This is a genomic window from Amycolatopsis sp. NPDC004368, assembly GCF_053602515.1.
The window spans coordinates 32,149-55,697 of record NZ_JBSGDT010000015.1; the positions used below are offsets into that span (position 1 = coordinate 32,149).

Annotated in this window: 23 protein-coding genes; 9 read left to right on the plus strand and 14 right to left on the minus strand. The window is 70.2% G+C overall.

The features are described 5' to 3' along the window. Positions 1 to 64: 64 nt before the first annotated feature. Positions 65 to 1,039: an aldo/keto reductase gene (locus ACWEOE_RS21465; protein ID WP_452011786.1), complete on the plus strand. Its 975-nt coding sequence runs from the start codon at positions 65 to 67 to the stop codon at positions 1,037 to 1,039. 252 nt (positions 1,040 to 1,291) lie between these two features. Here the strand turns inward: ACWEOE_RS21465 and ACWEOE_RS21470 are convergent, their stop codons facing one another. Then, on the minus strand, positions 1,292 to 2,662 hold the full coding sequence (locus ACWEOE_RS21470; RefSeq protein ID WP_452011788.1) for a WS/DGAT/MGAT family O-acyltransferase: 1,371 nt from the start codon (positions 2,660 to 2,662) through the stop codon (positions 1,292 to 1,294). Positions 2,663 to 2,824: 162 nt separating this feature from the next. Between ACWEOE_RS21470 and ACWEOE_RS21475 the strand changes: the two genes are divergently transcribed. Continuing rightward, entirely contained in the window at positions 2,825 to 4,456 is a 1,632-nt protein-coding gene (locus ACWEOE_RS21475) for a thiamine pyrophosphate-binding protein (RefSeq protein WP_452011790.1), read from the plus strand. A gap of 142 nt (positions 4,457 to 4,598) precedes the next feature. On the opposite strand, the gene ACWEOE_RS21480 is transcribed toward ACWEOE_RS21475, so the two are convergent. Together ACWEOE_RS21480 and ACWEOE_RS21485 are read right to left on the minus strand one after the other, a co-directional pair. Continuing rightward, positions 4,599 to 5,090: a DUF4231 domain-containing protein gene (locus ACWEOE_RS21480; protein WP_452011792.1), complete on the minus strand. Its 492-nt coding sequence runs from the start codon at positions 5,088 to 5,090 to the stop codon at positions 4,599 to 4,601. A 49-nt stretch (positions 5,091 to 5,139) separates the two neighbouring features. Further along, on the minus strand, positions 5,140 to 7,110 hold the full coding sequence (locus tag ACWEOE_RS21485) for an NPCBM/NEW2 domain-containing protein (protein ID WP_452011794.1): 1,971 nt from the start codon (positions 7,108 to 7,110) through the stop codon (positions 5,140 to 5,142). Between the two features lie 152 nt (positions 7,111 to 7,262). On the opposite strand from ACWEOE_RS21485, the gene ACWEOE_RS21490 reads away from it, so the two are divergent. Both ACWEOE_RS21490 and ACWEOE_RS21495 read left to right on the plus strand, forming a co-directional pair. Beyond that, positions 7,263 to 8,441 (plus strand): CaiB/BaiF CoA transferase family protein, encoded by a 1,179-nt coding sequence (locus ACWEOE_RS21490; RefSeq protein ID WP_452011796.1) that lies wholly within the window; start codon positions 7,263 to 7,265, stop codon positions 8,439 to 8,441. Positions 8,442 to 8,455: 14 nt separating this feature from the next. Next, positions 8,456 to 9,712 carry an aminotransferase family protein gene (locus tag ACWEOE_RS21495; protein ID WP_452011798.1) on the plus strand — a complete coding sequence of 419 codons (1,257 nt, stop codon included), beginning with the start codon at positions 8,456 to 8,458 and terminating at the stop codon, positions 9,710 to 9,712. 74 nt (positions 9,713 to 9,786) lie between these two features. On the opposite strand, the gene ACWEOE_RS21500 is transcribed toward ACWEOE_RS21495, so the two are convergent. From ACWEOE_RS21500 to ACWEOE_RS21530, 7 genes are all read right to left on the minus strand, one after another. Then, on the minus strand, positions 9,787 to 10,812 hold the full coding sequence (locus ACWEOE_RS21500; RefSeq protein WP_452011801.1) for a DUF2891 domain-containing protein: 1,026 nt from the start codon (positions 10,810 to 10,812) through the stop codon (positions 9,787 to 9,789). Between the two features lie 600 nt (positions 10,813 to 11,412). Next, on the minus strand, positions 11,413 to 11,838 hold the full coding sequence (locus tag ACWEOE_RS21505) for a VOC family protein (RefSeq protein ID WP_452011803.1): 426 nt from the start codon (positions 11,836 to 11,838) through the stop codon (positions 11,413 to 11,415). Further along, a complete protein-coding gene (locus ACWEOE_RS21510; RefSeq protein WP_452011805.1) occupies positions 11,817 to 12,050 on the minus strand; it encodes a hypothetical protein in 234 nt (77 codons plus the stop codon). The genes ACWEOE_RS21505 and ACWEOE_RS21510 overlap by 22 nt, the downstream gene beginning before the upstream one ends. Before the next feature lie 154 nt (positions 12,051 to 12,204). Then, positions 12,205 to 12,696 carry a GNAT family N-acetyltransferase gene (locus ACWEOE_RS21515; RefSeq protein ID WP_452011807.1) on the minus strand — a complete coding sequence of 164 codons (492 nt, stop codon included), beginning with the start codon at positions 12,694 to 12,696 and terminating at the stop codon, positions 12,205 to 12,207. 16 nt (positions 12,697 to 12,712) lie between these two features. Then, positions 12,713 to 13,408, minus strand: coding sequence for an IclR family transcriptional regulator (locus tag ACWEOE_RS21520; protein WP_452011809.1), 696 nt, complete (start codon positions 13,406 to 13,408; stop codon positions 12,713 to 12,715). A gap of 165 nt (positions 13,409 to 13,573) precedes the next feature. Next, a complete protein-coding gene (locus tag ACWEOE_RS21525) occupies positions 13,574 to 15,028 on the minus strand; it encodes a PH domain-containing protein (protein WP_452012155.1) in 1,455 nt (484 codons plus the stop codon). Positions 15,029 to 15,102: 74 nt separating this feature from the next. Beyond that, positions 15,103 to 15,615 (minus strand): PH domain-containing protein, encoded by a 513-nt coding sequence (locus ACWEOE_RS21530; protein ID WP_452011811.1) that lies wholly within the window; start codon positions 15,613 to 15,615, stop codon positions 15,103 to 15,105. 279 nt (positions 15,616 to 15,894) lie between these two features. Here ACWEOE_RS21530 and ACWEOE_RS21535 point away from each other — a divergent pair, with 279 nt between their 5' ends. Beyond that, entirely contained in the window at positions 15,895 to 16,818 is a 924-nt protein-coding gene (locus tag ACWEOE_RS21535; RefSeq protein WP_452011813.1) for a proteasome assembly chaperone family protein, read from the plus strand. A gap of 285 nt (positions 16,819 to 17,103) precedes the next feature. Beyond that, positions 17,104 to 17,955 carry a class I SAM-dependent methyltransferase gene (locus ACWEOE_RS21540; protein ID WP_452011815.1) on the plus strand — a complete coding sequence of 284 codons (852 nt, stop codon included), beginning with the start codon at positions 17,104 to 17,106 and terminating at the stop codon, positions 17,953 to 17,955. Here ACWEOE_RS21540 and ACWEOE_RS21545 read toward each other — a convergent pair. Next, complete coding sequence (locus ACWEOE_RS21545; RefSeq protein WP_452011818.1) at positions 17,952 to 18,929, minus strand: MCE family protein; 978 nt, start codon at positions 18,927 to 18,929, stop codon at positions 17,952 to 17,954. The two genes, ACWEOE_RS21540 and ACWEOE_RS21545, sit on opposite strands and share 4 nt — an antisense overlap. Before the next feature lie 135 nt (positions 18,930 to 19,064). On the opposite strand from ACWEOE_RS21545, the gene ACWEOE_RS21550 reads away from it, so the two are divergent. Together ACWEOE_RS21550 and ACWEOE_RS21555 are read left to right on the plus strand one after the other, a co-directional pair. After that, a complete protein-coding gene (locus tag ACWEOE_RS21550; RefSeq protein WP_452011820.1) occupies positions 19,065 to 20,036 on the plus strand; it encodes a magnesium transporter CorA family protein in 972 nt (323 codons plus the stop codon). Between the two features lie 72 nt (positions 20,037 to 20,108). Continuing rightward, positions 20,109 to 20,297 carry a hypothetical protein gene (locus ACWEOE_RS21555; protein WP_452011823.1) on the plus strand — a complete coding sequence of 63 codons (189 nt, stop codon included), beginning with the start codon at positions 20,109 to 20,111 and terminating at the stop codon, positions 20,295 to 20,297. 2 nt (positions 20,298 to 20,299) lie between these two features. Here the strand turns inward: ACWEOE_RS21555 and ACWEOE_RS21560 are convergent, their stop codons facing one another. Beyond that, the gene (locus tag ACWEOE_RS21560) at positions 20,300 to 20,479 is read right to left on the minus strand and encodes a hypothetical protein (protein WP_452011826.1); all 180 of its coding nucleotides are present in this window, start codon (positions 20,477 to 20,479) and stop codon (positions 20,300 to 20,302) included. A 135-nt stretch (positions 20,480 to 20,614) separates the two neighbouring features. Then, positions 20,615 to 22,264 (minus strand): amidohydrolase, encoded by a 1,650-nt coding sequence (locus tag ACWEOE_RS21565; protein WP_452011828.1) that lies wholly within the window; start codon positions 22,262 to 22,264, stop codon positions 20,615 to 20,617. Positions 22,265 to 22,634: 370 nt separating this feature from the next. Here ACWEOE_RS21565 and ACWEOE_RS21570 point away from each other — a divergent pair, with 370 nt between their 5' ends. Then, positions 22,635 to 23,123: a hypothetical protein gene (locus ACWEOE_RS21570; RefSeq protein ID WP_452011830.1), complete on the plus strand. Its 489-nt coding sequence runs from the start codon at positions 22,635 to 22,637 to the stop codon at positions 23,121 to 23,123. Between the two features lie 15 nt (positions 23,124 to 23,138). On the opposite strand, the gene ACWEOE_RS21575 is transcribed toward ACWEOE_RS21570, so the two are convergent. Beyond that, on the minus strand, positions 23,139 to 23,549 hold the full coding sequence (locus ACWEOE_RS21575; RefSeq protein ID WP_452011833.1) for a cupin domain-containing protein: 411 nt from the start codon (positions 23,547 to 23,549) through the stop codon (positions 23,139 to 23,141).

Genomic DNA, 23,549 nt, shown 5'->3' on the forward strand with positions numbered 1-23,549 from the left:
CTCGATATCCGCTGGCCGGGACGCCCACCTGCGCGGCGGCGGGCCGTGTGTTCTGCTGGGGCTCATGCGGACGACGATCCTGGGCAGGAGCGGTCTCGAGGTGTCGAGGATCGCCTTCGGCACGTGGCAGCTCGGCGGGCAGTGGGGCGCTTTCGACGAGGACACCGCGATCGCGGCGATCCGCCACGCGCGGGAACTCGGCGTGACCCTCTTCGACACCGCGCAGGCCTACGGCGCCGGCAAGTCGGAAGCACTGCTGGGCAAGGCCCTGCGCAGCGCGCTCGACCACGACCGCGACAGCGTCGTCATCGCGACCAAGGGCGGCACGAAACCCCGCGCCGAACGCGCCCGCGACTCACGGCGCGAGTGGCTCACCCGGGGCGTGGACGACAGCCTGCGCCTGCTCGGCGTCGACCACCTCGACCTGTACCAGATCCACTGGCCCGACCCGCTCACGCCCGCAGCCGAGGTCGCCGAGACGCTGCAGGGCTTCGTCGACGCAGGCAAGGTGCGCCACGTCGGCGTCTCGAACTACACCGCTGCCCAGCTCGCGGCGTTCGACGAGACGCGGCCGGCGGAGACACTCCAGCCGCCGTACCACCTGTTCCGCCGGGGCATCGAAACCGACCCGCTGCCGTACGCGCGTGAGCACAACGTCGGCGTGCTCGCCTACAGCCCCCTCGGCAGCGGCCTGCTCACCGGCACCTTCACGGCCGACTCGGTGTTCGAGGAGTCCGACTGGCGCTCCAAGTCCTCGGCCTTCCAGGGCGAGAACCTGCGGCACAACCTGGGGGTCGTCGACCGGCTCGCCAAGTTCGCCGCCGAGCGCGGCGCGTCGGTGAGCCAGCTCGCCATCGCGTGGACGCTCGCGCAGCCCGGCGTCCACGTCGCCATCGTCGGCGCCCGCAACCCCCGCAACATCGAGTCCAGCACAGCGGCGGCCGACCTCGACCTGACGCCCGACGACCTCGCCGAGATCGAGCGGCTCACCGCTGACGCCATCCCGGTCGGCGGCGCGAGCCCCGAAGGCATCGCCTGACGGGAGCCGCGAGGTTGGTGAACCTCGACCGCGGTCAGGCGCCAGCTGCGGTCGAGGTTCCGGGCGGGTGGGAAAAGGGCCGCGCAACTACGTCATTCGGTGAGCGAGGCGTGGTGTCGGTGTCTGCGAATCCCGCAACATCGAGGCCGGCACGGCGGCCGACCGATGGCCGACGCCCGGGGGCTTGGCTGAGATCGAGCGGCTCACCGCCGACGCCATCGAGGTCGGCCGAGCCCCGGACCCATCGCGGGACTACTTGACCCCCGTCGCTCCTTCGAGTTCCGCCAACGCCGTGTCCAGGTGCGTCAGGATCCGCTGCAGGTGCGGCACACTGCGGCGGCACCCGGTGATCCCGAAGTCGAGGTTGTCCCCGTTGCTGGTCAGCGTGATGTTCAGCGCCTGGCCGTCGAGCAGGACCGACGCGGGGTAGATGCCGTCGAGGGCCGCGCCGTTCCAGTACATCTGTTTGCGCGGCCCCGGGACGTTGGAGATCACGAGGTTGAACGGCGGGCGCGTGTTGTTCACGACGCCGGGGATCGGCGACGCGCCCAGCTGCGCGACGTTCACGCCCGAGAGCAGCAGCGTCTGCAACGGCGTGAGCTCCGAGAAGAGCTTCTTGCCGTTGGTCATCGACGTGTGGATCGCGGCCAGGCGCAGCGCCGGGTCGGGCAGGTCGGTGCCGAGGTTGCACAGCAGGGCGCCGATGTTGTTGCCGCTGGCCTCGCCGGCGTCGGCCTTGCGCCGCAGTGACACGGGGACCATCGCGATCAGGGGCGCGTCGGGCAGGGCGCTCTGCTCGATGAGGTAGTCGCGCAGGGCGCCGGAGCACATGGCGAGCACCACGTCGTTGCGGGAGACGCCGGCGGCGGTCGCGACGGCGCGCACGCGGTCGAGCGACCACGACTGCGCGGCGAAGCGGCGGGCGCCGCCGATGGGCACGTTGAGCATCGTCTTCGGCGCCTGCATCGGCAGCGTCAGCGTGTGCTCGCGGAACGCCTCGCGCGCCACCTTCGCGGCGGCCGGCGCGATGCCCGCGACCTGGTCGAACGTCTTGCCCGCGAGGCTGAACAGCGACGGCGGGGCGTGGCCGTTGCCGTTGGTGCCGTTGCTCCGGCTGCCCCAGGGCGGCGGGCAGTCGAGGTCGTTCGGGTCGTCGGACAGCGTGCCCTGCAGGTGGCGAAGCGCGGAGACGCCGTCCATCAGCGAGTGGTGGATCTTCGAGTACATCGCGAACCGGCCGTCCTGCAGGCCCTCGATGAGGTGGATCTCCCACAGTGGCCGGTGGCGGTCGAGCAGCGTGCTGTGCCAGCGCGACGTGACCTCGAGCAGCTCGCGGATGCGGCCCGGCTGCGGTAGCGCCGAGTGGCGGAAGTGGTAGTCGAGCTCGAGCTCGCCCTCGGTGGCCCAGCGGACGTACCCGGCGGTGTTCACGGGACGGCTGGGGCGGCGCCGGAAGACGCTGCGCATGTTGTCCGTGGCGAGCATCTTCTGGCGAAGGTCGCTGAGGTAGTTCTCGCCCGCGCTCTCCGGTTTGCGGAACAGCTGCAGGCCGCCGACGTGCATGGGGTGTTCGCGGGTCTCGACCATCAGGAACATCGAGTCGGTCACGGGCATCAACGGCATTTTCCGACCACCTTCCGCCACGCCGGGGGCATCGGCGCTCCCCGGAGCCCGAGTCTACGCACGATGCGCCGTTCTCTGCCCGGCACCACATAATTGCTGGTGACAAACGGTGTCCGGTGACGACCGTGCGGTGCTTTCCGCGCGGTGGATACAGTGACAGCCGTGGCAGGACGGACTGGTGCTCAGCATCTGGGCGACGCGCTGAAGGCACTCGGGACCGAAGTCGTGTTCGGGCTCCCGGGTGTGCACAACCTGCCGCTGTGGGAGGCGTTGGCGGAAACGGGAATCCGGATCGTCGGTGTCCGGCACGAACAGACCGCCGGCTACGCGGCCGACGGTTATGCCCGCGCCACGGGAAAACTCGGGGTCGCGCTCGTCACGACCGGGCCGGGCGCGGCCAACACACTCGGCGCCGTCGGCGAGGCGATGGCCTCGGCCGCGCCGATCATGGTGGTCGCCACCGACATCCCGTCCACGCTCAAGCGCCCCGGTGTGGTGCGCGGTGTACTGCACGAAACCTCGGACCAGCAGGCGATGTTCGCGCCCGTGACCAAGGCCGGGTTCACGGTGCACCGCGCCGACCAGATCGGCACCACCGTGCACCGCGCGTCGCGGCTCGCGCTGATGCCGCAGACGGGCCCGGTGTACCTCGGCATCCCGACCGACTACCTGCGCGAGACCTCGGAGCCGAGCGGGCCGCCGAAGCCGCTGGCCGAGCGGGTGCTCGACCTGCCGGACCTGGCCCGCGCGGCCGAGTTGCTGGGCAACGCCCGGCGTCCGCTGATCTGGGCCGGTGGTGGTGCGCTGCGGTCGGAGGCGGGCGAGGCCATCGGCAACCTGGCCGAGCGCCTGGCCGCGCCGGTGATCACCACGTTCGCCGCGCGCGGGCTGCTGCCGCTCGATCACCCTTGCCTGGCCCCGAATCCCGTCCACGCGCCGGAAGTCGGCGAGCTGTGGGACGAGGCCGACGTGGTGCTCGCCATCGGCACCGACTTCGACGGCCTGATGACGCAGAACTGGCTGATGCCCGCGCCGCGCAAGCTCATCGCCGTGAACGTGGACGCCTTCGACGCGGCGAAGAACTACAAACCGGACATCACGTTGGTGGGTGATGCCCGCCGGGTCGTCGAGTCGCTCAAGCCCGCGAGTCGTTCCGGCCTCGACGAGCTGACCGTGCGGCTCGCGTCGATCGGCCGCCGCGTGCGCCAGCGCGTGCGCACCGAGGAGCCGCAGGCCGCCGATTTCCTGTCCACTTTGGAGGAAGTGCTCCCGGAGACTTCGATGCTGGTCACCGACATGTGCGTGGCCGGGTACTGGGTCGGCGGGTTCCACCGGGTGCGCGCGCCGCGCAAGCTCGCCTACCCCATGGGCTGGGGCACGCTCGGCTACGGCTTCCCCGCGTCGCTCGGCGCCGCCGCCGGCGGGAACGGCCGGATCGTCTGCGTGACCGGCGACGGCGGTTTCCTCTACGGCGTGGGTGATCTCGCCACACTCGCCGAGGAGCAGCTGCCCGTGACGGTCGTGGTCGTCGACGACGGCGGGTACGGCATGCTGCGCTACGACCAGGGCCAGGAAGGTCTGCCGCACCGCGGGGTCGACTGGGACAGCCCGGATTTCGTCGGGCTGGCGCGGTCGTTCGGGGTGCATGCCGACCGCGTGTCCGGTTTCGGGCGGGCGTTCCGGCGGCTGCTGAGCGAGTTCATCGAGTCCGGCGAGCCCAACGTGCTGGTGGTGCGCGCGAAGCTGAAACCGCCGGTCAACACCTCGCCCCGGTGGCCGCGCAAGCCTCGCTGAGGGGCCGCCGGCGGATCACGCCGAAGGGACCGTCTACACCGGACTGGAGCGAGGCCTACGGCGCTCGCCACGGCCGCGAGCTCGACGCCGTGGCGGTTCGACGGGCGCGGTGCTGTCGAACCACCTGGGCATCCGCTGAACCTCACGCCGGCGGCTTGATCGCCGGTCCTCCGTCGCCGAGCTTCTTCCTCCGGGCGAACCAGCCGTCGCGCAGCTCGCCGGTGAGTTCCTCGTGCCGGGTTACCAGCACCCGCACAGCCTCCTCGTCGGGAACGTCGTAGGGCGCGATCTTGTACAGGTACGCCGTCGCGTCGCGTTCCAGGGAGAAGCGCAGGCGCACGTACTCGATCCAGTCGTCGTGGAAGCCCAGCACCGTGCGGATCGTCGTCGCGATCAGGACCAGCGCGCCGGCGATCGCGCTGAACGCCACGTCCCACCGCAGCGCCGCGAACACCGGCACCGCCGCGGCGCAGGCCACGCCGACGAACTCCGTGGTCACGTAGTGGATGCGGCTGCGGCGGGCGTGGTCGCAGAACCACACCCACCGCCGCACCACCACTTCCGGCAGCGGTTTCCCGTTGCGGGTCGCGGTGATCATCCAGTGTTCGGCCGGCAGGGCCTCCGTCGACGCCATGCCGTATTCTCCCGCGACGGCGTGGCGCGGGGGAATGGTTCGGACCGAGTCAGCACGTCACCGTCGCGTCGGCCCAGTCGGCGTGGTCGGTGTTGTTCCCGTCGCCACCATCGGTGACCACGAGGTCCAGCGCCTGTACCCCGTTCACCGGCACGTCGAGCGGCTGCGCGGCGGTGCCGTGGCGGAAGACGTCGGTAGTGGACAGCGTCTTTCCGTCACCGCGCACCTCGAACGTCACGCTGCCGGTGGCGAATTCGTCGTCGAGGCCCACCACGGCGTGGAACGTCTGGCATCCGCCACCCAGGTACACCCGGACCAGCGACGGCGCGTGCGCCCCGAGCCCATCCGCATACACCTGCCCGTTGATCGTGATCGGGTTGCCGTCACCCGCCTGGTTCTCGCCGTTGCTGGTGCCGCGCTCCACCGGCCCCCAGCCGTTTTCGGTCAGCAGGAACGGTGCCTTCGACATCGGCGTCACCCCCGGCGCGAACGGCGTCACGACCGGTCCGCTCGCGCCGGCCGACAAGGTGCGCCGGCCCCAGCCCGTGAAGTACGTGGCTGTCGCCGACATCGCGACCTGCGCACCCGGCTTCACGGGCTTCACCGTCACCGACTTTTCCCACGCCTTACCAGGTGCGACCGCAGGCACACTCACGTCGCCACGCCCTTCGAGCTGCCACCCCGAAGGTGCCGACACCGTGACGTGTGCCGCAACCAGGGGCGTGCTTCCGTCGTTGGTCAGGCGCAGCTTCGCCGTGAACGGCTTGCCTGCTGGAAAGTAGGAGCCGGCGTCGAGCGACAGCGTCGCCGCGGGCGCCGCGGCCGGGAACTTCGCGGGCCACACCCGGAACACGGCCGACCCGTGGCTCGGCACGGTCGCGCGCAGCGTCCCGGCACTCTCCGTCTCCGCACCCGTCCACAGGTCCCGCACCCGGAAATCCCGTCCGGACAACCCGATCTCCGCCGCGCTGCTCGCCATCGTCGCCGCGGAGATGCCCCGGTTGAACAGCACCACGGCGGCCGAACCGTCGGACATCGGCTTGGTCCACACCTCGGTGTCGCCGTCGTCGCGGACCTTGTGGCCCTGCACGCCGGCCCAGTCCTGGTCGAGGGCGATGATGTCCTTGTTCGCCAGGATCTGCTTCGTCGCGGCCGGCATCGAGCGCACGTCGTTGCCCGCCAGCAGCGGCGCGTTCATCAGCGACCAGAGCGCGAAGTGCGAGCGGTACTCGGCGTCGGTCATGCCGCCGTTGCCGATCTCGAGCATGTCGGGGTCGTTCCAGCCGCCGGGCCCGGAATACTTCTCGAGCCCCACCTGCTGGTCGAGGATGCCGGTCATGCTGGTCCAGTTGTCGCTGATGTCGCCGGTGGTGCGCCACAGCTGCGCGCCCGACGTCTTACCCCACAGCCACGGCTGGTTCTCGCCCCACTCGCACAGCGCGTAGATCATCGAACGGCCGGTTTTCTTGATCGCTTCGCCCATCTTCGTGTAGCGCTCGATGGCGGGGCGGCCCTCGTTGTTGCAGTTGTCGTACTTGAGGTAGTCGACGCCCCAATCGGCGAAGGTCTGCGCGTCGACGTCCTCGTGATCGAGAGCGCCGGGCATGGTCTTCGCGCAGGTCTGGGTGCCGGCGCTGGTGTAGATGCCGAGCTTGAGGCCCTTGGCGTGCACGTAGTCGGCCAGTGCCTTGATGCCGCTGGGAAAGCGTTCGTGGTTGGGCTCGAACTTGCCCTCGGCGTTGCGGTTCTGCTCGGCCCAGCAGTCGTCGATGTTCACGTACTGGTAGCCGGCGTCCTTGAGCCCGGTGGCCACGATCGCGTCGGCGGTCTCGCGGATGAGCTCTTCGTTGATGTCGCAGCCGAACTTGTTCCAGCTGTTCCAGCCCATCGGCGGCAGTGTGCCGGACTCCTGCTGGGCGGCGAACGGGCTGGGCGCCGCTTCGGCGCTCGCGGTGGTGAGGACGGTGGCCAGGCCGGTGGTCAGACAGGCTGCCGCCAGCAGGCTCACAAGACGACGCATGGATTCCTCCTGAACTACTCAAAGCAGCACAGATTTACTCAGAAATCAACAGGAGTGAACGCTTCACGTCAATGGGCCGTTGGTAGGTAATCCATTGGCCGGGAGGTAGAAAGGGAGGCGTAGGTCCGCGACGACGCCCCGAGGAGCCGCCCATGCCCGAGGTCCGCCCGCTCGACGGTCTCAAGGTCGTCGACTTGTCCCGGATCCTGGCGGGGCCGTACTGCACGCAGTACCTCGGCGAGATGGGTGCCGACGTCGTCAAGGTCGAGCCGCCCGGCCACGGTGACGACACGCGCCTGTGGGGCCCGCCGTTCGTCGGCGACGAGGCCGTGTACTTCCTGGCGGCCAACCGCAACAAGCGCGGGATCGTGCTCGACCTCAAGTCCGAGCGCGGCCGCGAGGCGGTGCGCCGGCTGGTGGCCAACGCGGACGTGCTGGTCGAGAACTTCCGCCCGGGCACGCTGGAGAAGTGGGGCCTGTCGTACGCCTCGCTGTCCGAGCTGAACCCGCGGCTGATCCACGTGTCGATCACGGGCTTCGGCCAGACAGGCCCCTACCGCGACCGGCCGGGGTACGACCTCGTCGCGCAGGCGCTCGGCGGCGTGATGGGGCTGACCGGCGAGCCGGACGGCGCGCCCGCCAAGGTGGGCCTGCCCGTGGCGGATCTGAACGCCGGCACGTGGGCGATCATCGGCGTGCTCATGGCGCTGCAGGCCCGGCACACGACCGGGCGCGGCCAGTACCTCGACGTTTCGCTGCTCGACGCGCAGCTCGCCTGGCACAGCTACGCCGCCGGCGCGCACTTCTACGACAAGCCGCGGCCGCGCCGGATGGGTTCGGCGCACCCGAGCATCGTGCCGTACCAGGCCTATCACGTGTCGGACGGCTGGCTCGTGATCGCCGTCGGCAGCGAGAAGCTGTGGCGGGCGTTCTGCGGTGTGGTGGGGCTCGACATCGCTTCGGACCCGCGCTTCGTGACGAACGCCGCCCGCGCCGCGCACCGGGACGAGCTCAACGCGTTGCTGGAAGAAGTGCTGATCACGCGCACGGTCGACGACTGGATGAAAGCGCTCGACGCGGCGAGCATCCCGGCCGCGCCGATCAACGACATCGACGACGTGTACGCCGACCCGTGGACCGCCGCGCGCGACCAGGTCGTGCGGCTACCGCACCCGACCATCGGCACCTACCTCGGCACCGGCTTCCCGGTGAAGGCCTCGGACACGCAGCCGCGGCCGACGTCGGCACCGCCGGTGCTCGGCCAGCACACCGCCGAGGTGCTGGCGGAACTCGGTTACTCGGAAGCCGAGATCGCGGAATTTTCGTCGTGACAAGGAGGATTCGCATGGAAAACCCGCTGTGGCACCCGTTCGCGGACATGGGCGCCGTGGACGGCGACCGCTTCGTGATCACGCGCGGCTCGGGCTCCTACGTGTGGGACGACGCCGGCCGCCGCTACTTCGACGCCACGGCCTCGCTCTGGTACGCGAACTTCGGCCACGGGCGGCCCGAGATCACCCAGGCCGTGACAGCGCAGCTGGAAAAACTGGACTCCTACAACCTGTTCGGCTACTACGCGAACGAGCCGGCGCTGGAGCTCGCGGCCCGGCTGTCGTCGCTCGCGCCCGTGCCCGGCTCGAAGATCTTCCTCGGCTCCGGCGGCGGTGACGTCGTTGATACGGCGGTGAAGATCGCCCGCGCCCACTTCGCCCACACCGGACGCCCGGAGAAGACCCACATCATCGGCCGCACGCAGGGCTACCACGGCACGCACGGTTTCGGCACCGCGGTCGGCGGGATCGCCGTGAACGCCGAAGGCTTCGGGCCGCTGGCGCCGGGCTTCTCGCACGTAGCCTACGACAGCGTCGCTGACCTGGAAGCCGAGATCCTGCGCGTCGGCGCCGATCGGGTCGCCGCCTTCTTCTGCGAACCGGTGATCGGCGCGGGCGGCGTGCTGCTCCCGCCGCCCGGCTACCTGGAAGGTGCGGCGGAGGTCTGCCGGCGCCACGGCGTGCTCTTCGTCGCCGATTGCGTGATCGCCGCGTTCGGCCGCCTCGGCACCTGGTTCGGCATCGACCGCTGGGACGTCCGGCCGGACATGGTCACCACCGCCAAGGGCCTCACCGGCGGCACGATTCCCTTGGCCGCGCTGCTGGTCTCGCCGGAGGTCGCGGCGCCCTTCTTCACCGGCTCGCCGGGCGCGCCGGTGCTTCGGCACGGAGCCACGTATGCCGGGCACCCCGTCGCGTGCGCCGCGGCACTGGCCACTTTGGACATCTACGAGAAGGACGCCCTCATCCTGCGCGGGCAGGAACTGGAGAAGCCCCTGGCGGACGCGCTGGCGGAGGCGGCTTCGCACCCGTTGGTGGGGGAGGTCCGAGCCGGCCTCGGGTTCCTGGCGGCGGTGGAGCTTTCGGCCGACCTGTTGGCTGTTGACCCGGGTGCGCCCGGGCGATTGCAGCGGCTGGTGCGCGAAGAGGGTGTCTTGGTGCGGCCGGTGGCGAAGGGGATCGTGGTGTCTCCGCCGTTGGTCGCGGAGTCGGCGGAACTCGATCTCCTGGCGGCGGCGGTTCCCGCGGCGCTGGCTCGGTTGCGGGGCTGAGGGTTCGGTTGCGGCGGTCTCGGTCACCTTGTCGAGGTGCCCCAGACCGTGCGGGCCGATGGGTGCGGCTTCCGTCATGGCCGGGCGGTCAGGTACAGGACGGCGTAGCAGGCCGGCCAATGCTCGACCAGGTAGTCGCTCCCACTGACGTGGTCGAGCTCCGGCGTGGCGTGGGTTTCCGCGGCGGCGCGCATGAGCGGCACCCGTGGGTCCTGCGCGGGCAGACTGTCGGCGAGCCGCAGCCAACACCAGGCGCGGCTGAGGTTGAGGCCGTGCAGGTGGGCGAGCTGGCCGTCGCTGTCGTCGGAGGTGGTGGCGGGGGTGAGGAGCGCGTCGGGGAGATCGGGAAGGAACCGGTCGAACCAGGCGACGAACTCGGCCGGCTGCAGCAGGGCCGCCTGCAGCTCGGCTTCGGTGAGGGCGGCCGACAGGAAATCGGCGCCGGAGGGTTCCCACTGCCCGGGGTAGTCGGCGTCGCTGCTGAACCACCGCTCGGCCGCGTCCCCGATGGCGGCCAGCAACTTGCCGTCGCCCGCTTCGGCGCGGCTTCTGGCGTAAGGCAACGCGCGCGAGAGGCCGAAGGCACTGTTGTTGTGCGCGCCGGTCCGCACCGGGTAGATCTGGTTGGGCAACCAGCGCAGGAAGGCCTCGGTGACCGCTTCGGACAACGGTTCGAGGTTCGCCGCCCACGATCGAGCGGCAGGGTCGTCCCAGGTTGCGATTTCGTGGTGCAGCATCAGGGCCCAGCCCCAACCGTACGGCCGGGCCCGCGATCCGTGGGTACGAAACGATTCCGCCTCGCCCGCCAGCGCTTCGGCGGTGAGGTGCTCGTCGAGCGCGGCGGTGATGTCGCCTGCGGGGATGGCGTCCGGGGTGGTGCGGAGCAGGCGGACCAGGAGCCAGTGCATCTCCACGCAGGAATGCCAGTCGTAGCAACCGTGGAAGGCGGGGTACAGGTCCCTCGGGCGGTTCGGGAAGTCCCCGGGAAAGCGCATCGTGGTGCGGATGTCGCTGGGGAACTCGGTTTTGATGGTGCGCAGTGCCACAGCACTGAACTCGCCGGCTCGGGAATTCAGCTGGGTCGCTCGCGTGGACGTCATGCCGTACGGTCCCTCCCACCACCGGACAGATCGCACCGGCGATCACCGGCCGACCTCACGCATCCCCCCACACCCACCTCCAGGACGGCAAGTGAGTTCTCGCCGCGACGGGCCATCGCCTTGCATGGCCTCACGTGACAAGACGCCGACGCGATTGGCAAGATCCCGCACTCACTGGCATGGCCCGAACGTGACCGGCAAGATCCCGCTACGAGTGGCAGGTTTTTCGCACTCCTCGCATGAAACTTGCCGCCCTTGTGGGCAAGACTCAGTTCCGAGTGGCAAGACTTCGACTTCAGCGGCAAGCCGAGCTCTTGGCCGGCAGGATCCCAACGTGCCTGGCAAGACCCAACGCATCTGGCAAGACCCAACGCACCTGGCCACACCGCCAACTCGCCTGCCGTAACACCGATGTGCCTGGCATGACGCCGACCCGAGTGGCAAGGCGCCACTCGGCGTGGCAAGTCGCGTCGCGCGACGGCAAGGTCGGGTGCGGAGTGGCAAGTCTCGGCGTCGCCAGCCATCCCGATGTTGCCCCCGGCCTCGGCCCCGAGGGGGTGACGGTCAGCCCGCGGTGGCAAACCAACCGGCCCAGCCCCGTCACCCGATGCAGAACTCGTTCCCCTCCGGATCCGCCAGCGTGATCCACCGGTTCGGTCCCTGCGACCCCCGGTGCAGGAACGTCGCACCCCGGGCCTGGAGTTTGGCGAACTCCTCCTCCATGTTCTCCGCCCCGCCCACGCGGACGTCGAAGTGGAGGCGGTTCTTCACCGTCTTCCCCTCCGGCACCTCCTGGAACAGCACGCGCCGCGAAGTCTCCGGGTGGGAGATCGCGGCGCCCGAGCGCCAGACCAGGGTGCCGCGGTGCACGGTGGTGTCGTCCTCCGACGCGTAGCCCTTCGCGATCATCTCGCGGATGAAGGCCTCGTCGCTGGGCTCGACGGTCCAGCCGAGGGTCTCGGCCCACCAATCGGCCTGGGTGTGCGGTTCCGCGGAGTCCACGGTCACCTGGAAGTCATACGCCATACCGGCACGTTAACCACCGACCCCGACATTTTCGGCAACCCAGGCAGCCCAGGCACCCCAGGCAGCCCAGGCACCCCGGACTCGCCCGTGACATCGGTGAACGCCCACTTGTCGACGCCGCCGCCCATGATTTCGGCGTAGCGGCGGGCGCCGTCGGCGTTGGCGAAGCGCACCTGCTGGCCGTTGGTGAGGTGGGTGATCTTGACTGCCACGCGTGCCTCCATAACGCAGAAAACCCCTGGTGCCGGCCCGCGGAGCTTCCCCCTCCGGGGCCGGCCCGACCAGTAGAACACGTGTTCGAAGCCGCCCGCAAATCGGGTCCCCCTGCTGGGCGACGCAAGTCCCCCGGAGGGGTAACGGCGCTGGTCAGCGGATCATCGCGACGCGCGGCCAGCGGTCCAGCCCGCGGGCCGCTTCGGCGGCGCGGATGGCCCGCAACGACGGTCCCCACGCCGCCGCCGGTAGCTCCCGGAAGCCGAGTCGCTCGTAGTACGGCGCGTTCCACGGCACGTTGCGGAAGGTCGTCAACGTGACCGCCGGCAGGCCCCTCGCCGAGGCCCACGACCCGGCCACCGCCAGCAGCTCCCGACCCAGCCCGCGCCGCGCGAAGGACGGCAGCACCGACACCTGCTCGACGTGCGCGTTGCCGTCCACGACGTCCGCGATCAGGTACGCCACCACGAAGCCGAGCGAGACCACCCAGCACCGCCCGTCGGCCTGGTACGGCTCCAGCTCAGCCACCGAAAACGGTTCGTCATCGGCGACCGGCGCCATCCCGATGTCCCGGAACGGCTCCCCGGCGGCGACCTCGATCGCACCGAGCACGGACAGATCCTCGGGCCGGGCGAGTCTGATCATCCGCCATTCCTACCCGCTACACCGAATACGACGAAACTGCTTTCTGGATACGCTCCGCATACACCTGCAACGCACTGATCGCCTCGGCTCGCGCCGCGTCGCTGATGCGCGCGGCAGGCCCGACGAGCGACAGCACGCTCGGCCGCGCCCGCCCCGTTTCCACGGGAACCGAACACGCCCACACGCCGTCTTCGATCTCGCCCCAGCTCTGCGTGTAGCGGTTCGCCAGCGCGAGCTTCAGCTCCTCCCGCACCTCGATCCCGTGTTCGCGCGCGATCTCCGCGACGCGCTGCTCGCGTTCGACGTCGGGCAGCAGGGCGAGCAGCATCTTGCCGGTCGCGCCCGCGCCGAGGGGGATGGAGTGCCCGGGCTGGAACGTGAAGCGCATCGCGCGGTCGCACTCGACCCGGTCGGTGCACACGGCCAGGTCGCCGAAGTGCTGGAACAGCAGGATCGTCTCGCCGAGCTCGCGCGAGGCCTCCTCCATGGTCGGGCGGGCGATCCGGGCGACGTCGTTGGCCAGCCGCGCGGCGCGCGCGAGCGGCATGACCTGGCTGGTGACGTGGTAGCGGCCTGAGCGAGCCTCTTCGAGCAGCTGCAGTTCCTTGAGGAGCTGCACGTACCGATAAGTGGTGGCGACCGGGCTGCCGATCACCTCGGCCAGTTCGGCGACGCTCGCTTCCCACCGGTGCTCGGAAAACGCGAGCAGCACTTGCAGAACCTTGCGCGAACTACTCGTGCCTGCCGTTCGGCGAGGCCCGGCCGAGCTTTCTTCCGACGGCGGCATTCGAAATCCTCTTCGTGGTCTGCGACCCGACTCGCGAACACGACAAGTCAGCAAATTACCACAGCGCCACAACAATCGCCCGCGCTCAATTCACCGCGGGTGATCGGCACCTTTCGCGACCAGGAACGGCGTGAGCAGTCCCGGCACGGTCGCGTCGACGAGCGCGAGGCCGTCGCTCTCGCCGACGTCCACCACGTGGTAGCGCCCGCGGCCCGCCGCGATGGGCGCCACCACCGTGACGAGCCCGGCGCGCCGCTGGAACCACGAGCGGGACACGACGATCCCGGTGAGCCCGTCGCGCCGCACGGCCACCGTCGTGCGCGCCAGCGAGCCCGAACGCGTGACGAGGTAGCGGCCGGTCAGCGCGTGGCCCAGCGTGCGGTAACGATCCCAGCCCACCAGCACCGCGAACGGCACCAGCACCAGCGCCAGCTGCCACGGCCAGTCCGGCAGCGCCCCGGCCCACGCCAGCAGGAACAGCGCCGCCGCCGGCACCAGCACGCTCGTCAACGCCCGCGTCACCCGTCGGTTCAACGCCTGCCTCGGGTGCCGCACGAGCGCCGCGCCCGCCACGTCCTCGCCCAGCACCTCACCCGCGACCTCACGCACGCGGGCCACCGGCGCGGGCGGCAGCAACAGCCCGCCACCCTTGTCGGCGCCCTTGCCCTCGCGCAGGCCGGCGGCCACCGCCACGCACTTCGCGCCCCCGGCCAGCCGCAACGGCAGCGGCTCCTTCAGCTCGACGCCCCGCAGCCGGTCCTCCTCGATCGACACCGACCGCGTGGTCACGAGCCCACGCCGGATGTGCAGCGTGCCGCCCGGTTCACGGGTGAGCCGGAAGTTCCAGAACGACAGCACGTAACCGCCGACTGACAGCACCGACACGAGCACCAGCAGCCCGATCGCGGCCGAAAGCACCGTGAGCCACAGCGGCTCCTGGGCCACGCGGTCGGCGAGGTCGCGCAGCGGTCCGTAGCGCACCGGGTCGAGGTTCAGCTCGTGCGCGAAGTGGTAGACGGTGCCGAGCATCGCGCCCACCACCGCGATCCCGGACAGCGTGAACGGCGCGTACCGCAGCCACTTCCGGTCCACCGCTGCGACGAGCTGCTCCGGCGGGGCGGCGACGTCGGGCGTTTTCCGGTGCAGCAACAGTGTGCGCAACCGTTGCGCTTCCTCGCGCCGGACCGCGTCGAGCACCAGCTCGTCCTTGCCCGGCCCCTTGCCCTGCGAATGCCGGCCGGTGCCGATCCGCACCGCGGCCAGGGAGAACAGCCGGTGCTTCGGTTCCGAGACCACGTCGACGGTGCGGATCCGGTCGCGCGGCACGGCCCGTTGCTTGCGCAGCAGCAGCCCGGTGCGCCATTCCACCTGCGTCGCGGTGACGCGATAGCGCGAGGTGAGGCAGTGCGAGATGCCGGCGGCGATCGTCAGAGCGGTGAACCCCAGCCCGATCCACTGCCAGCTGTTGCCCGAGCCCAGCACGAGCGCGCCGACGAGCACGGGCAGCGACCGCACCAGGTCGAGCACCGGCCGGATCAGCAGCATCCGCAGGTCGAGCCGGTGCCACGGGGCTTCGGCCGTGCCCTCCGCGGAGTCCTCGGTGAGCGGCAACGCCGTGCTCACGTCGCATCACCACGCACGGCCTGCGTGGTGCGCGTGAGCTCGTCGGCCAGCGCCACGGCCCGGTCGTGGTCGAGGCCGGAAATCCGCAGCGGCCCGGCGGCCGACGCCGTGGTCACGGTGATCCGGGCCAGCCCGAACAGCTGCTCCAGCGGGCCGCGTTCGATGTCCACGGTCTGGATCCGCGAGATCGGCGCGATCCGCCACTCCTGTTTCAGCCAGCCGGCCTGCGTGTACACGGCGTCGGCGGTGACCTCCCACCGGTGCACGCGGTAGCGCCACTGCGGCATCACGAGCAGGTGCAGCGGCCCGAGCACGCAGCAGACCACGAACGTCACGGAGAGCCACGACGGCGGGTCGTCGCTCGTCGCCACCACCACGGTGTGCACGCCGATCACCACGAGCCAGCCGATCGCGGCCGACGCCGTCCAGTGGCCGATGGCCTTGCGGCTCACCCGGTGCTCGGGTGGCCGAAGGCTCAGGCTCAGCGCGGTCCGTTCTTCTGCGGTCACCTGCTCAGCGTGCCCGAACCGCCGTGATCCTGGCCACGACAGGTGTCACTGCGCCCCGATCCGGGTCCCCGGTGAGTGCGGGAGCGTTACCAACCGGCCAGAAGCAGGCCGGCCCCCACACGACACGTAACCGTTGCCGCGAAGCCAATCGGCCGTGGCTGTGGTCGGTTGGTAACGATCGGCACAGTACTATTTCGGCCGCGGGCGGGATGGATTCACGGCAGTGCCGCGTTCCACCTGAGGAGGCCTGTGCACGACAGCTATCAGCAGGAGGATCCGGTGGGATTCGATCCCGAGGAACTGTACGAGGTGGACTCGGACGTCCCCGACCTGGACGGAGCCGTGCTCCTGCACTTCTTCGACGGTTTCATGGATGCGGGCTCCACCGGCAGGCTCGTCGCCGACCACCTGACCAGCGAGGTCGAGAACCGCGTCATCGCGCGCTTCGACGTCGACCGCCTCATCGACTACCGCTCCCGCCGCCCGCCGATGACCTACGCGGTGGACCACTGGGAAGACTACGAGGCTCCTGAGCTGGCCGTTCGCCTCCTCCACGACACCGACGGCATCCCGTTCCTGCTGCTGTCCGGCCCCGAGCCCGACCACGAGTGGGAGCGTTTCGCCACCGCCGTGAAAAGCCTGGTCGAGCGCTGGGGTGTGCGGCTGACCGTCGGTTTCCACGGCATCCCGATGGGCGCCCCGCACACACGCCCGCTCGGCGTCACCGCCCACGCCACGCGCGAAAGCCTCATCGGCGGCGACCACCAGCCGCTGCCCAACCGCATGCAGGTGCCCGGGAGCGTTTCCGCGCTGCTGGAGTACCGCCTCGGCGAATGGGGCCACGACGCGATGGGCTTCGCCGCCCACGTGCCGCACTACCTCGCGCAGTCGGCCTACCCGTCGGCGGCGCTGCTCGTGCTCGAGTCCGTGGAGCGCGCCACCGGCCTGCACCTGCCGGACGGCGAGCTGCGCGTGGCCGCCCAGGTCGCCACGGCCGAGATCGACCGCCAGGTCGCCGAGTCCGACGAGGTCGCCGACGTCGTGCGGGCGCTGGAGCGCCAGTACGACACGTTCGTCGAGGCCTCGGGCCGCGACAGCCTGCTGGCCGAGTCGCAGGAGCACATGCCGACGGCCGAGGAGCTCGGCTCGCAGTTCGAACGTTTCCTGGCCGAGCAGGGCGGCGGGGACTCACCGGAGCGCTGAGCCTCGGGGTGGGTCAGTCGTGGGCCCGCCTGCGCCCGGTGCGGTACGCGATCGCGGCCGAGCGGACCGTCTGCCAGGCCCACCACATTCGGTTCGTCATGGTCGCCACCATCCCATGGTCGGGTCCGGGGGTTTCGGGCAAGCTGCCAACCGGGGTGCGGCGGGTGACGTTCGGAGCACGGGCAGCCACCAGTCCGCTCATCGGTACACAGTGGACGCTTGCCGTTACCCGCCGGTAAACCCGTCGGGTCGTTGTGGTGCCCGGTTGACGTATATCGTCCCGGGATGACCCAGCCGCACGAAGATCGTTTCACGGCAAGGACTCTGGGCGAGGCTCTGCGGCGGAGAGCCGCTCTGGTGCTGCGCCGGGTCGCCACCCGTCTGCACGACCCCTACACCGATCAGCTGAACCGGATGCGCGACGAGCTTCGCGAGGAGATCGTCCGCCAGGGTGACCGATTGCTCGATCGGGTGGTGGAATTCGAAATCCGCAGCCGCCGCGACATCGTGTACGCCGGCGACCAGGACGCGGCGCTCGAGAGCAACGTGTTCGCCCGCGAGAACCTCATCGGCGCTCGACATTTCGGCAGCCCGCCCGAGACGCTCAAATTCGCGTTGTCGCTGGCTCCGACCGGTGGCATGGCGCTGGAGTTCGGCGTCGCGTCGGGCAACACGCTGCGCACCATCGCGGCCGCCCGCGGCGGTGTCGAGGTCTACGGCTTCGACTCGTTCGAAGGCCTGCCCGAGGCGTGGCTCAACGGCATGCCCGCCGGCGCCTTCGCCCGCGACGACCTGCCCGACGTGCCGGGCGCGGAACTCGTCGTCGGCCTCTTCAACGACAGCCTGCCGGGATTCCTGGAAAAGCACCCGGGCCACGTCGATTTCCTGCACGTGGACGGCGATCTCTACAGCTCCGCGAAAACGGTGCTCGAAAACGTCGGCCCGCGCCTGCGTCCGGGCAGCATCGTGCACTTCGACGAGTTCTTCAACTTCCCCGGCTGGAAGCGCCACGAGTACCGCGCGTGGATGGAACACGTCGAGAAGACGGGCGTCGAGTTCACCTACGAGGCCTACACCTACAACGACAACCAGGTGACCGTGCGCATCACCGGGGTGCCGGGGTACCAGGCGCCTTAACGCGAAAAACAGCCGTCCTCGTTCACGGGCCCGATCGAGGGCAGGACCAGACCGCACAGGTACCCGTCGACCCAGTGGCCGTTGCCGGTGAGGTTCGTGCCGAGCCGCAGGAGCGGCGCGAGCGCTTTCACCCCGCGGGCGAGGGAATCCTGGTTGCGCTGCAACAAGGACGTGAGCCGGTCGAGGTCGGCCAGCGTGGGACCGAGTGTGCGGTCGTTGTCGGCGACGAGGCCGGAGAGCTCGGTGGCGAGGCGCCGCGAGCCGTCGAGCAGGGTGGAGATGGCGGACTCGCGTCGGGACACCTCGGCGAGCAGGCGGTTGCCGTCGGCGAAGAGCCGTTGTACTTCGGCGTCGCGGTCGGCCAGGGTCGAGGAGACGGTGCGGGTGTTGGCCAGCAGCGACGTCAGCTGCGCGTCGCGAGAGGCGAGGGTGTCGGACAGGCGCGAGAGGCCGCTGAGCGCCACGCGGACGTCGGCGGGGGTGTCGGCGAAGGTGGTGGCGAGGGCGTCGAAACTGTGCGCCAGCTGCGCCGTGTTGATGCCGTCGACGGTGGCGGAGAGCTCGCGGAACGCGTCGAGCACGTCGTAGGGCACGGTGGTGCGCGAGCTCGGGATCGGCACGTCCGGGTCGAGCGAGCCGGTGCCCGCGGGGTCGAGCGCGAGGTACTTCTGGCCCAGCACGGTCTTCAGCTTGATGGCCGCGGTGGTGGCGTCGCCGAGCCAAGCGTGACTGACTTCGAAGGCCACGCGCACGCGGGCGCCGTCGAGCGTCACCGCCGACACGCGACCGACCTCGACGCCGGCGATGCGCACGTCGTTGCCCTCGCGCAGCCCGGCGGCCTCGGTGAACTCGGCCGCGTAGGTGGTGCCGTCGCCGAGCACCGGCAGGTTCCGGGCGTTGAGCGCGGTGACGACGCCGAGGGTCAGCACCGTGAGCCCCACCAGCGCGGTGCGGACGGGGTGGTGGGCGTGCATGGGTGCACCGTGCCGCAGACCGCGGGGTGAGGCCAGTCACACAACACCATCGGCGGACGCGGGGTGGGTTCGGCCGGGAACGGCGGCGGGTACTTTTCGGCGGAACGTTCGAACCCCGGCGGAAGGTGGCACGACGTGGCGCACACGCGGGTCTACCGCGAAGGCGTGCTGGTCGACGAGGACTTCCCGGTGGAGGAGATCTCCGACCACCTGCGGGACCCGGCCACCACCGTCTGGCTCGACTTCTGCGAGCCGACCGAAAGCGATCTCGAGGCGATCAGGGACGAGCTCGGCCTGCACGCGCTGGCCATGGAGGACGCGGCCGAGGAGCACCAGCGGCCCAAGTTCGACCGCTACGACACGCATTCCTTCCTCATCGCGTACTCGGCGCACTTCGACGTGGACACCGGCGTCGTCACGAAGTCGGAGCTCGCCGCGTTCGTCACGAAGCAGGCGCTCGTGACCGTGCGCAAGGACGACGGGTTCGACATCGATGCCGTGGCCCAGCGCTGGGACTCCTCGGCCGACCTCGCGAAGTCGGGCGTCGCGTTCCTGCTGCACGGCCTGCTCGACTACATCGTCGACGGGCACTTCGACAGCGTGCAGGCGCTCGACGAACAGATCGAAGCGCTCGAGGACCTCGTGTTCGCCGAGCGCCCCGACCAGCGCGAGCTGCAGCGCCGCTCGTTCCTGCTGCGCAAGAGCCTCACGGCGCTGCGCCGGGTGGTGCTGCCCATGCGCGAGGTCGTGAACACGGTGATGCGGCGTGACCAGCACCTGGTCGACAGTGTCATGATGCCGTACTTCCAGGACGTCTACGACCACGTGCTGCGTGCGTCGGAGTGGACCGAGTCGTTGCGCGATCTGGTGGCGACCGTGCGCGAGACGCAGCTGAACCTGCAGGGCAACCGGCTCAACACGATCATGAAGAAGGTGACCAGCTGGGCCGCGATCATCGCGGTGCCCACGGCGGTGACCGGGTTCTACGGGCAGAACGTGCCGTACCCGGGGTTCCAGACCAGTTCGGGGTTCTGGGTGTCCACAGTGGCCATCGTGCTGCTCTCGGTGGGTCTCTACGCCTCGTTCAAGCGCCGCGATTGGCTGTGATGGCGTTTGGCCCCGCGCGCACCCGGGTAGATCGGGACCGGAAGGGAAATTCACCCGGCTGGGAGGGAAGGCATGCGTGATCTCGGCGCCGGACTGCACCCGGCGGCAGACCTCTTGACCGACGAAAGCGTTGCGCAGCACGAAGAAACTCGGCGCAAGGCGGCTCTCGCCGTCGCGTCGAATGCCCGGGACACCGACGACTGCGCGCTGCTGCTGGAGATGCTGGGGCTGCACGAGGCGAAGAGCCGGCGAGTGGCCTGAGCTCAGCGAGCGGACAGCTTCTGGGCGGCGGCTTCCTGGTCCCGACACAACGTGCACACGAGCTTGCGGCCGATGCACTGGCCTTCGGGGGTCACGAGATGGGCGACGTGCAACGTGGGGTAGCCGCACGTCTCGCACGGGATCGCGGCACTCTCGTGGCTGATCAGTACGCGGATCGGCATCGGGCTCTCCTCTGGCGGAGTCGGGTGGCGTTCGGCTAACCCGTTCGGCCGCACCTCAGTCCTGACAACGCCCGATGTCACCCGTTCGGCCGACAAGATTTCACCCTGGGTGGTCGGCACCTTCGGCTGTCGGTGTCAGGTCCGATACACCTCGACGCCGTCCGCATAGGTGCGCACCACCCGCGTCTCGCCGATTTCCCGGCGCGGGCCGTCGAACGGGTCGCGGTCGAGCACGACCAGGTCGGCGGCGAGGCCGACGGTGAGGGAACCGGTGGTGTCGTCGAGGTGGTTCACAGCGGCGCTGCCCGCGGTGTAGGCGCGCAGGGCCGTCGCAAGCGGCAGCGCTTGGTCCGGCCCGAGCGGCGGCGTCCGCGCGCCGGGCAGGACGCGGTTCACCGCGACGTGGATGGCGGCGAGCGGGTCGGGGCTGCTCACCGGCCAGTCGCTGCCCATCGCGAGTGCGGCGCCGGTCCGCAGCAGATCGCCGAACGGGTACTGCCAGCCGGCGCGCGGAGAGCCGAGGAAGGGCAGCGTGAGCTCGTCCATCTGCGGTTCGTGCGCGGCCCACAGCGCCTGGAGGTTGGCCGTGGCGCCGAGGCGGTGGAAGCGCGGGACGTCGGCCGGGTGCACCACCTGCAGGTGGGCCAAGTGGTGGCGGTGGTCCGAGGCGCCGTTCACGGCGGCGGCGGCTTCGAGTGCGTCGAGCACTTCGCGCACCGCCCGGTCGCCGATCGCGTGGTAGTGGATCTGGAAGCCGGCGGCGTCGAGGGCCTGGGTGACGTCGCGCAGCAGCTCGGGGTCGAGGAAGCCGAGGCCGCGGTTGCCGGTGGGGTGGCCGTGCGCGTCGAGGTAGGGCTCGAGCATGGCGGCGGTGAACGTCTCGACCACGCCGTCCTGCATCACCTTCACCGAGGGTGTGCGGTAGGTGCGGCACTGCTCGGCGGTGGCGGCGCGGATCGCGGTCAGGCTCGCGACCTGGTCTGCCACGCCTTCGGGCGGGCACGAGCGGTCCCACCACAACGCGCCGGTGACTTTCGCGGTGAGCGTGCCGGCGCGGTCGGCGCGCAGGTAGGACGTGTGGGCGTTCGGCCCGGCGCCCGGCACCGCGACCCAGGCGTCCTGCCAGTTCGTGATCCCGTGGGAGTGCAGGTGGCGCTGGGCTTCGGCGAGGGCGGCGTCGAGGTCCTCCTGCGTGTCCGCCGAGGCGAAGCGGGCCACGAGATCGGCGGCACCTTCGTGGAGCAGGCCAGTGGGCTCGCCCTCGGCGTCGCGCTCGATGCGACCGTCGGCCGGGTCGGGGGTGTCGCGGCCGATGCCGGCGAGCGTGAGGGCGGCGGTGCTGACCCAGCTGGAGTGGTGGTCGCGGTTGGGTAGCAGCACGGGGCGATCACCGACGACGGCGTCGAGCGCGGCGCGGTGCGGGCGTCCGCCGGGGAAGGCTTCCATCGCCCAGCCACCGCCGAGGATCCACTCACGGTCGGGGTGCGCCCGGGCGTACTCGCCGATGATGCGCGCGTACGCCTCCGCGGTCTCGGCGCCGGAGAGGTCGCAGCGGATCCGTTCGAGCCCGCCCAGCACGGGGTGCACGTGGGCGTCGCCGAACCCGGGCAGCAGAAGTGCGCCGGCGAGATCCACCACTTCGTCGGCTTTGCGCAGGAACGGCTCCACCGCCCTATCGCCGCCGACGGCCGCGATCCGGCCGCCGGACACGGCGAGGGCCGAGCAGATCGTGCCTGCCGCGTCGGCGGTGAAGACGCGGCCTCCGTGGAACACCGTGGTCGTCATTGCCGAACGGTAATCGTGGTCATCGGTGTGTGCTTGCGTGCCGACCGGTCGTTACGGGAACCGGCGTTGCCCTGCCGAACCAACGTTTACCAAAAGGTGGACGGACCTGGAGAACTGACCAGCGCCGTGACCACATGGGCGAGGGTGGACGTTTTGTCCGAGCTGCTGTCTGGCGTGTCGTCGATCTTGCCCGAAGGTACTCCGTTCGGCCGGTTGGACGGGCAAGATTGCCGTTCTGTGAGCACACTTCGTGACTATCAAACTTCTAACGGAGGAAGGGGTTGGGGCATTCGATGTATCTGGCCTTCGGTCGTAACATCCTGTGTAGCGGAGCAGTCGGGTGAAAACCCGGCTGAGGGGAGGGGTTTCGGTGAATGTGAACACGATTCATTTGCAGAACGACTACCTCACGAGCCAGCGGCGGGCGCTGGCCGAGGCGGTGGAGTCCGACGGTGGCGCCGGCGAGGGAGGCCGCAGCTTCCGGATCGCCGAGCACCTCGCGGCCGAGGGTGGGGTGCACCGCTCCGACGTGCTGGCCGCGACGGCGCTTTTCCTGGCCTACACGGCGTTTCGCGAGGGCAACCTCGACGCGGCGCAGGGTTTCGCCCGGCGGTTGCGTGGCCTGGACCCGAGCAGCGTGGAACTCGTGATCCACCTGATGCGGCTCGAGGTCGGGCGTGAGCAGGGGTGGCTGCCCCGCGCCCAGTACGACGACCTGCTGGCCTACGCGTGGCGCGAGGACCGCTTCGACATCGCCCAGCGCGCCGGCGACATCCAGGCCCGCGACATCGACCCCGGCGCCGCACCGGTCGGCTCGTGGGCCGAGCTCGAGCGCACGCTCTGCCCGCTGCTGGCGTAACGCGTTTTCTCTTGCTCAGCGCGGCTTTTCCGGCGCGTTGCGCGCCATGAACGTGCCGGCGTCGCCCTGTGCCGGGTCCACGAAGACCACGTCGTCGGGGCGGCGCCGCGGCACGTCCACCGACAGCACCACGAGCGGGTGCTCGCCGATGCGCGGAAAACCGTGGACCTTCGTTTTCTCGAAGTGCAACAGCAGGCCCGGCCGGGCTTCGAACTCTTCCCCGTCGAGGTGGAACGTGCCGCGGCCGCTGAGGATGTACAGGTGCTCGTCGCACTCCGTGTGGTAGTGCAACGGCAGTTCGCGGTAGATGCGGAAGATGCGCGCGCTGGCCGTGGGTTTGTCCACAAAGTACTCGTCGACCAGCATCGTGTCGGCTGATTCGGGCAGCCGCTCAAGGGCGGCGAGGACGTCGAAAACGTTTTCCAT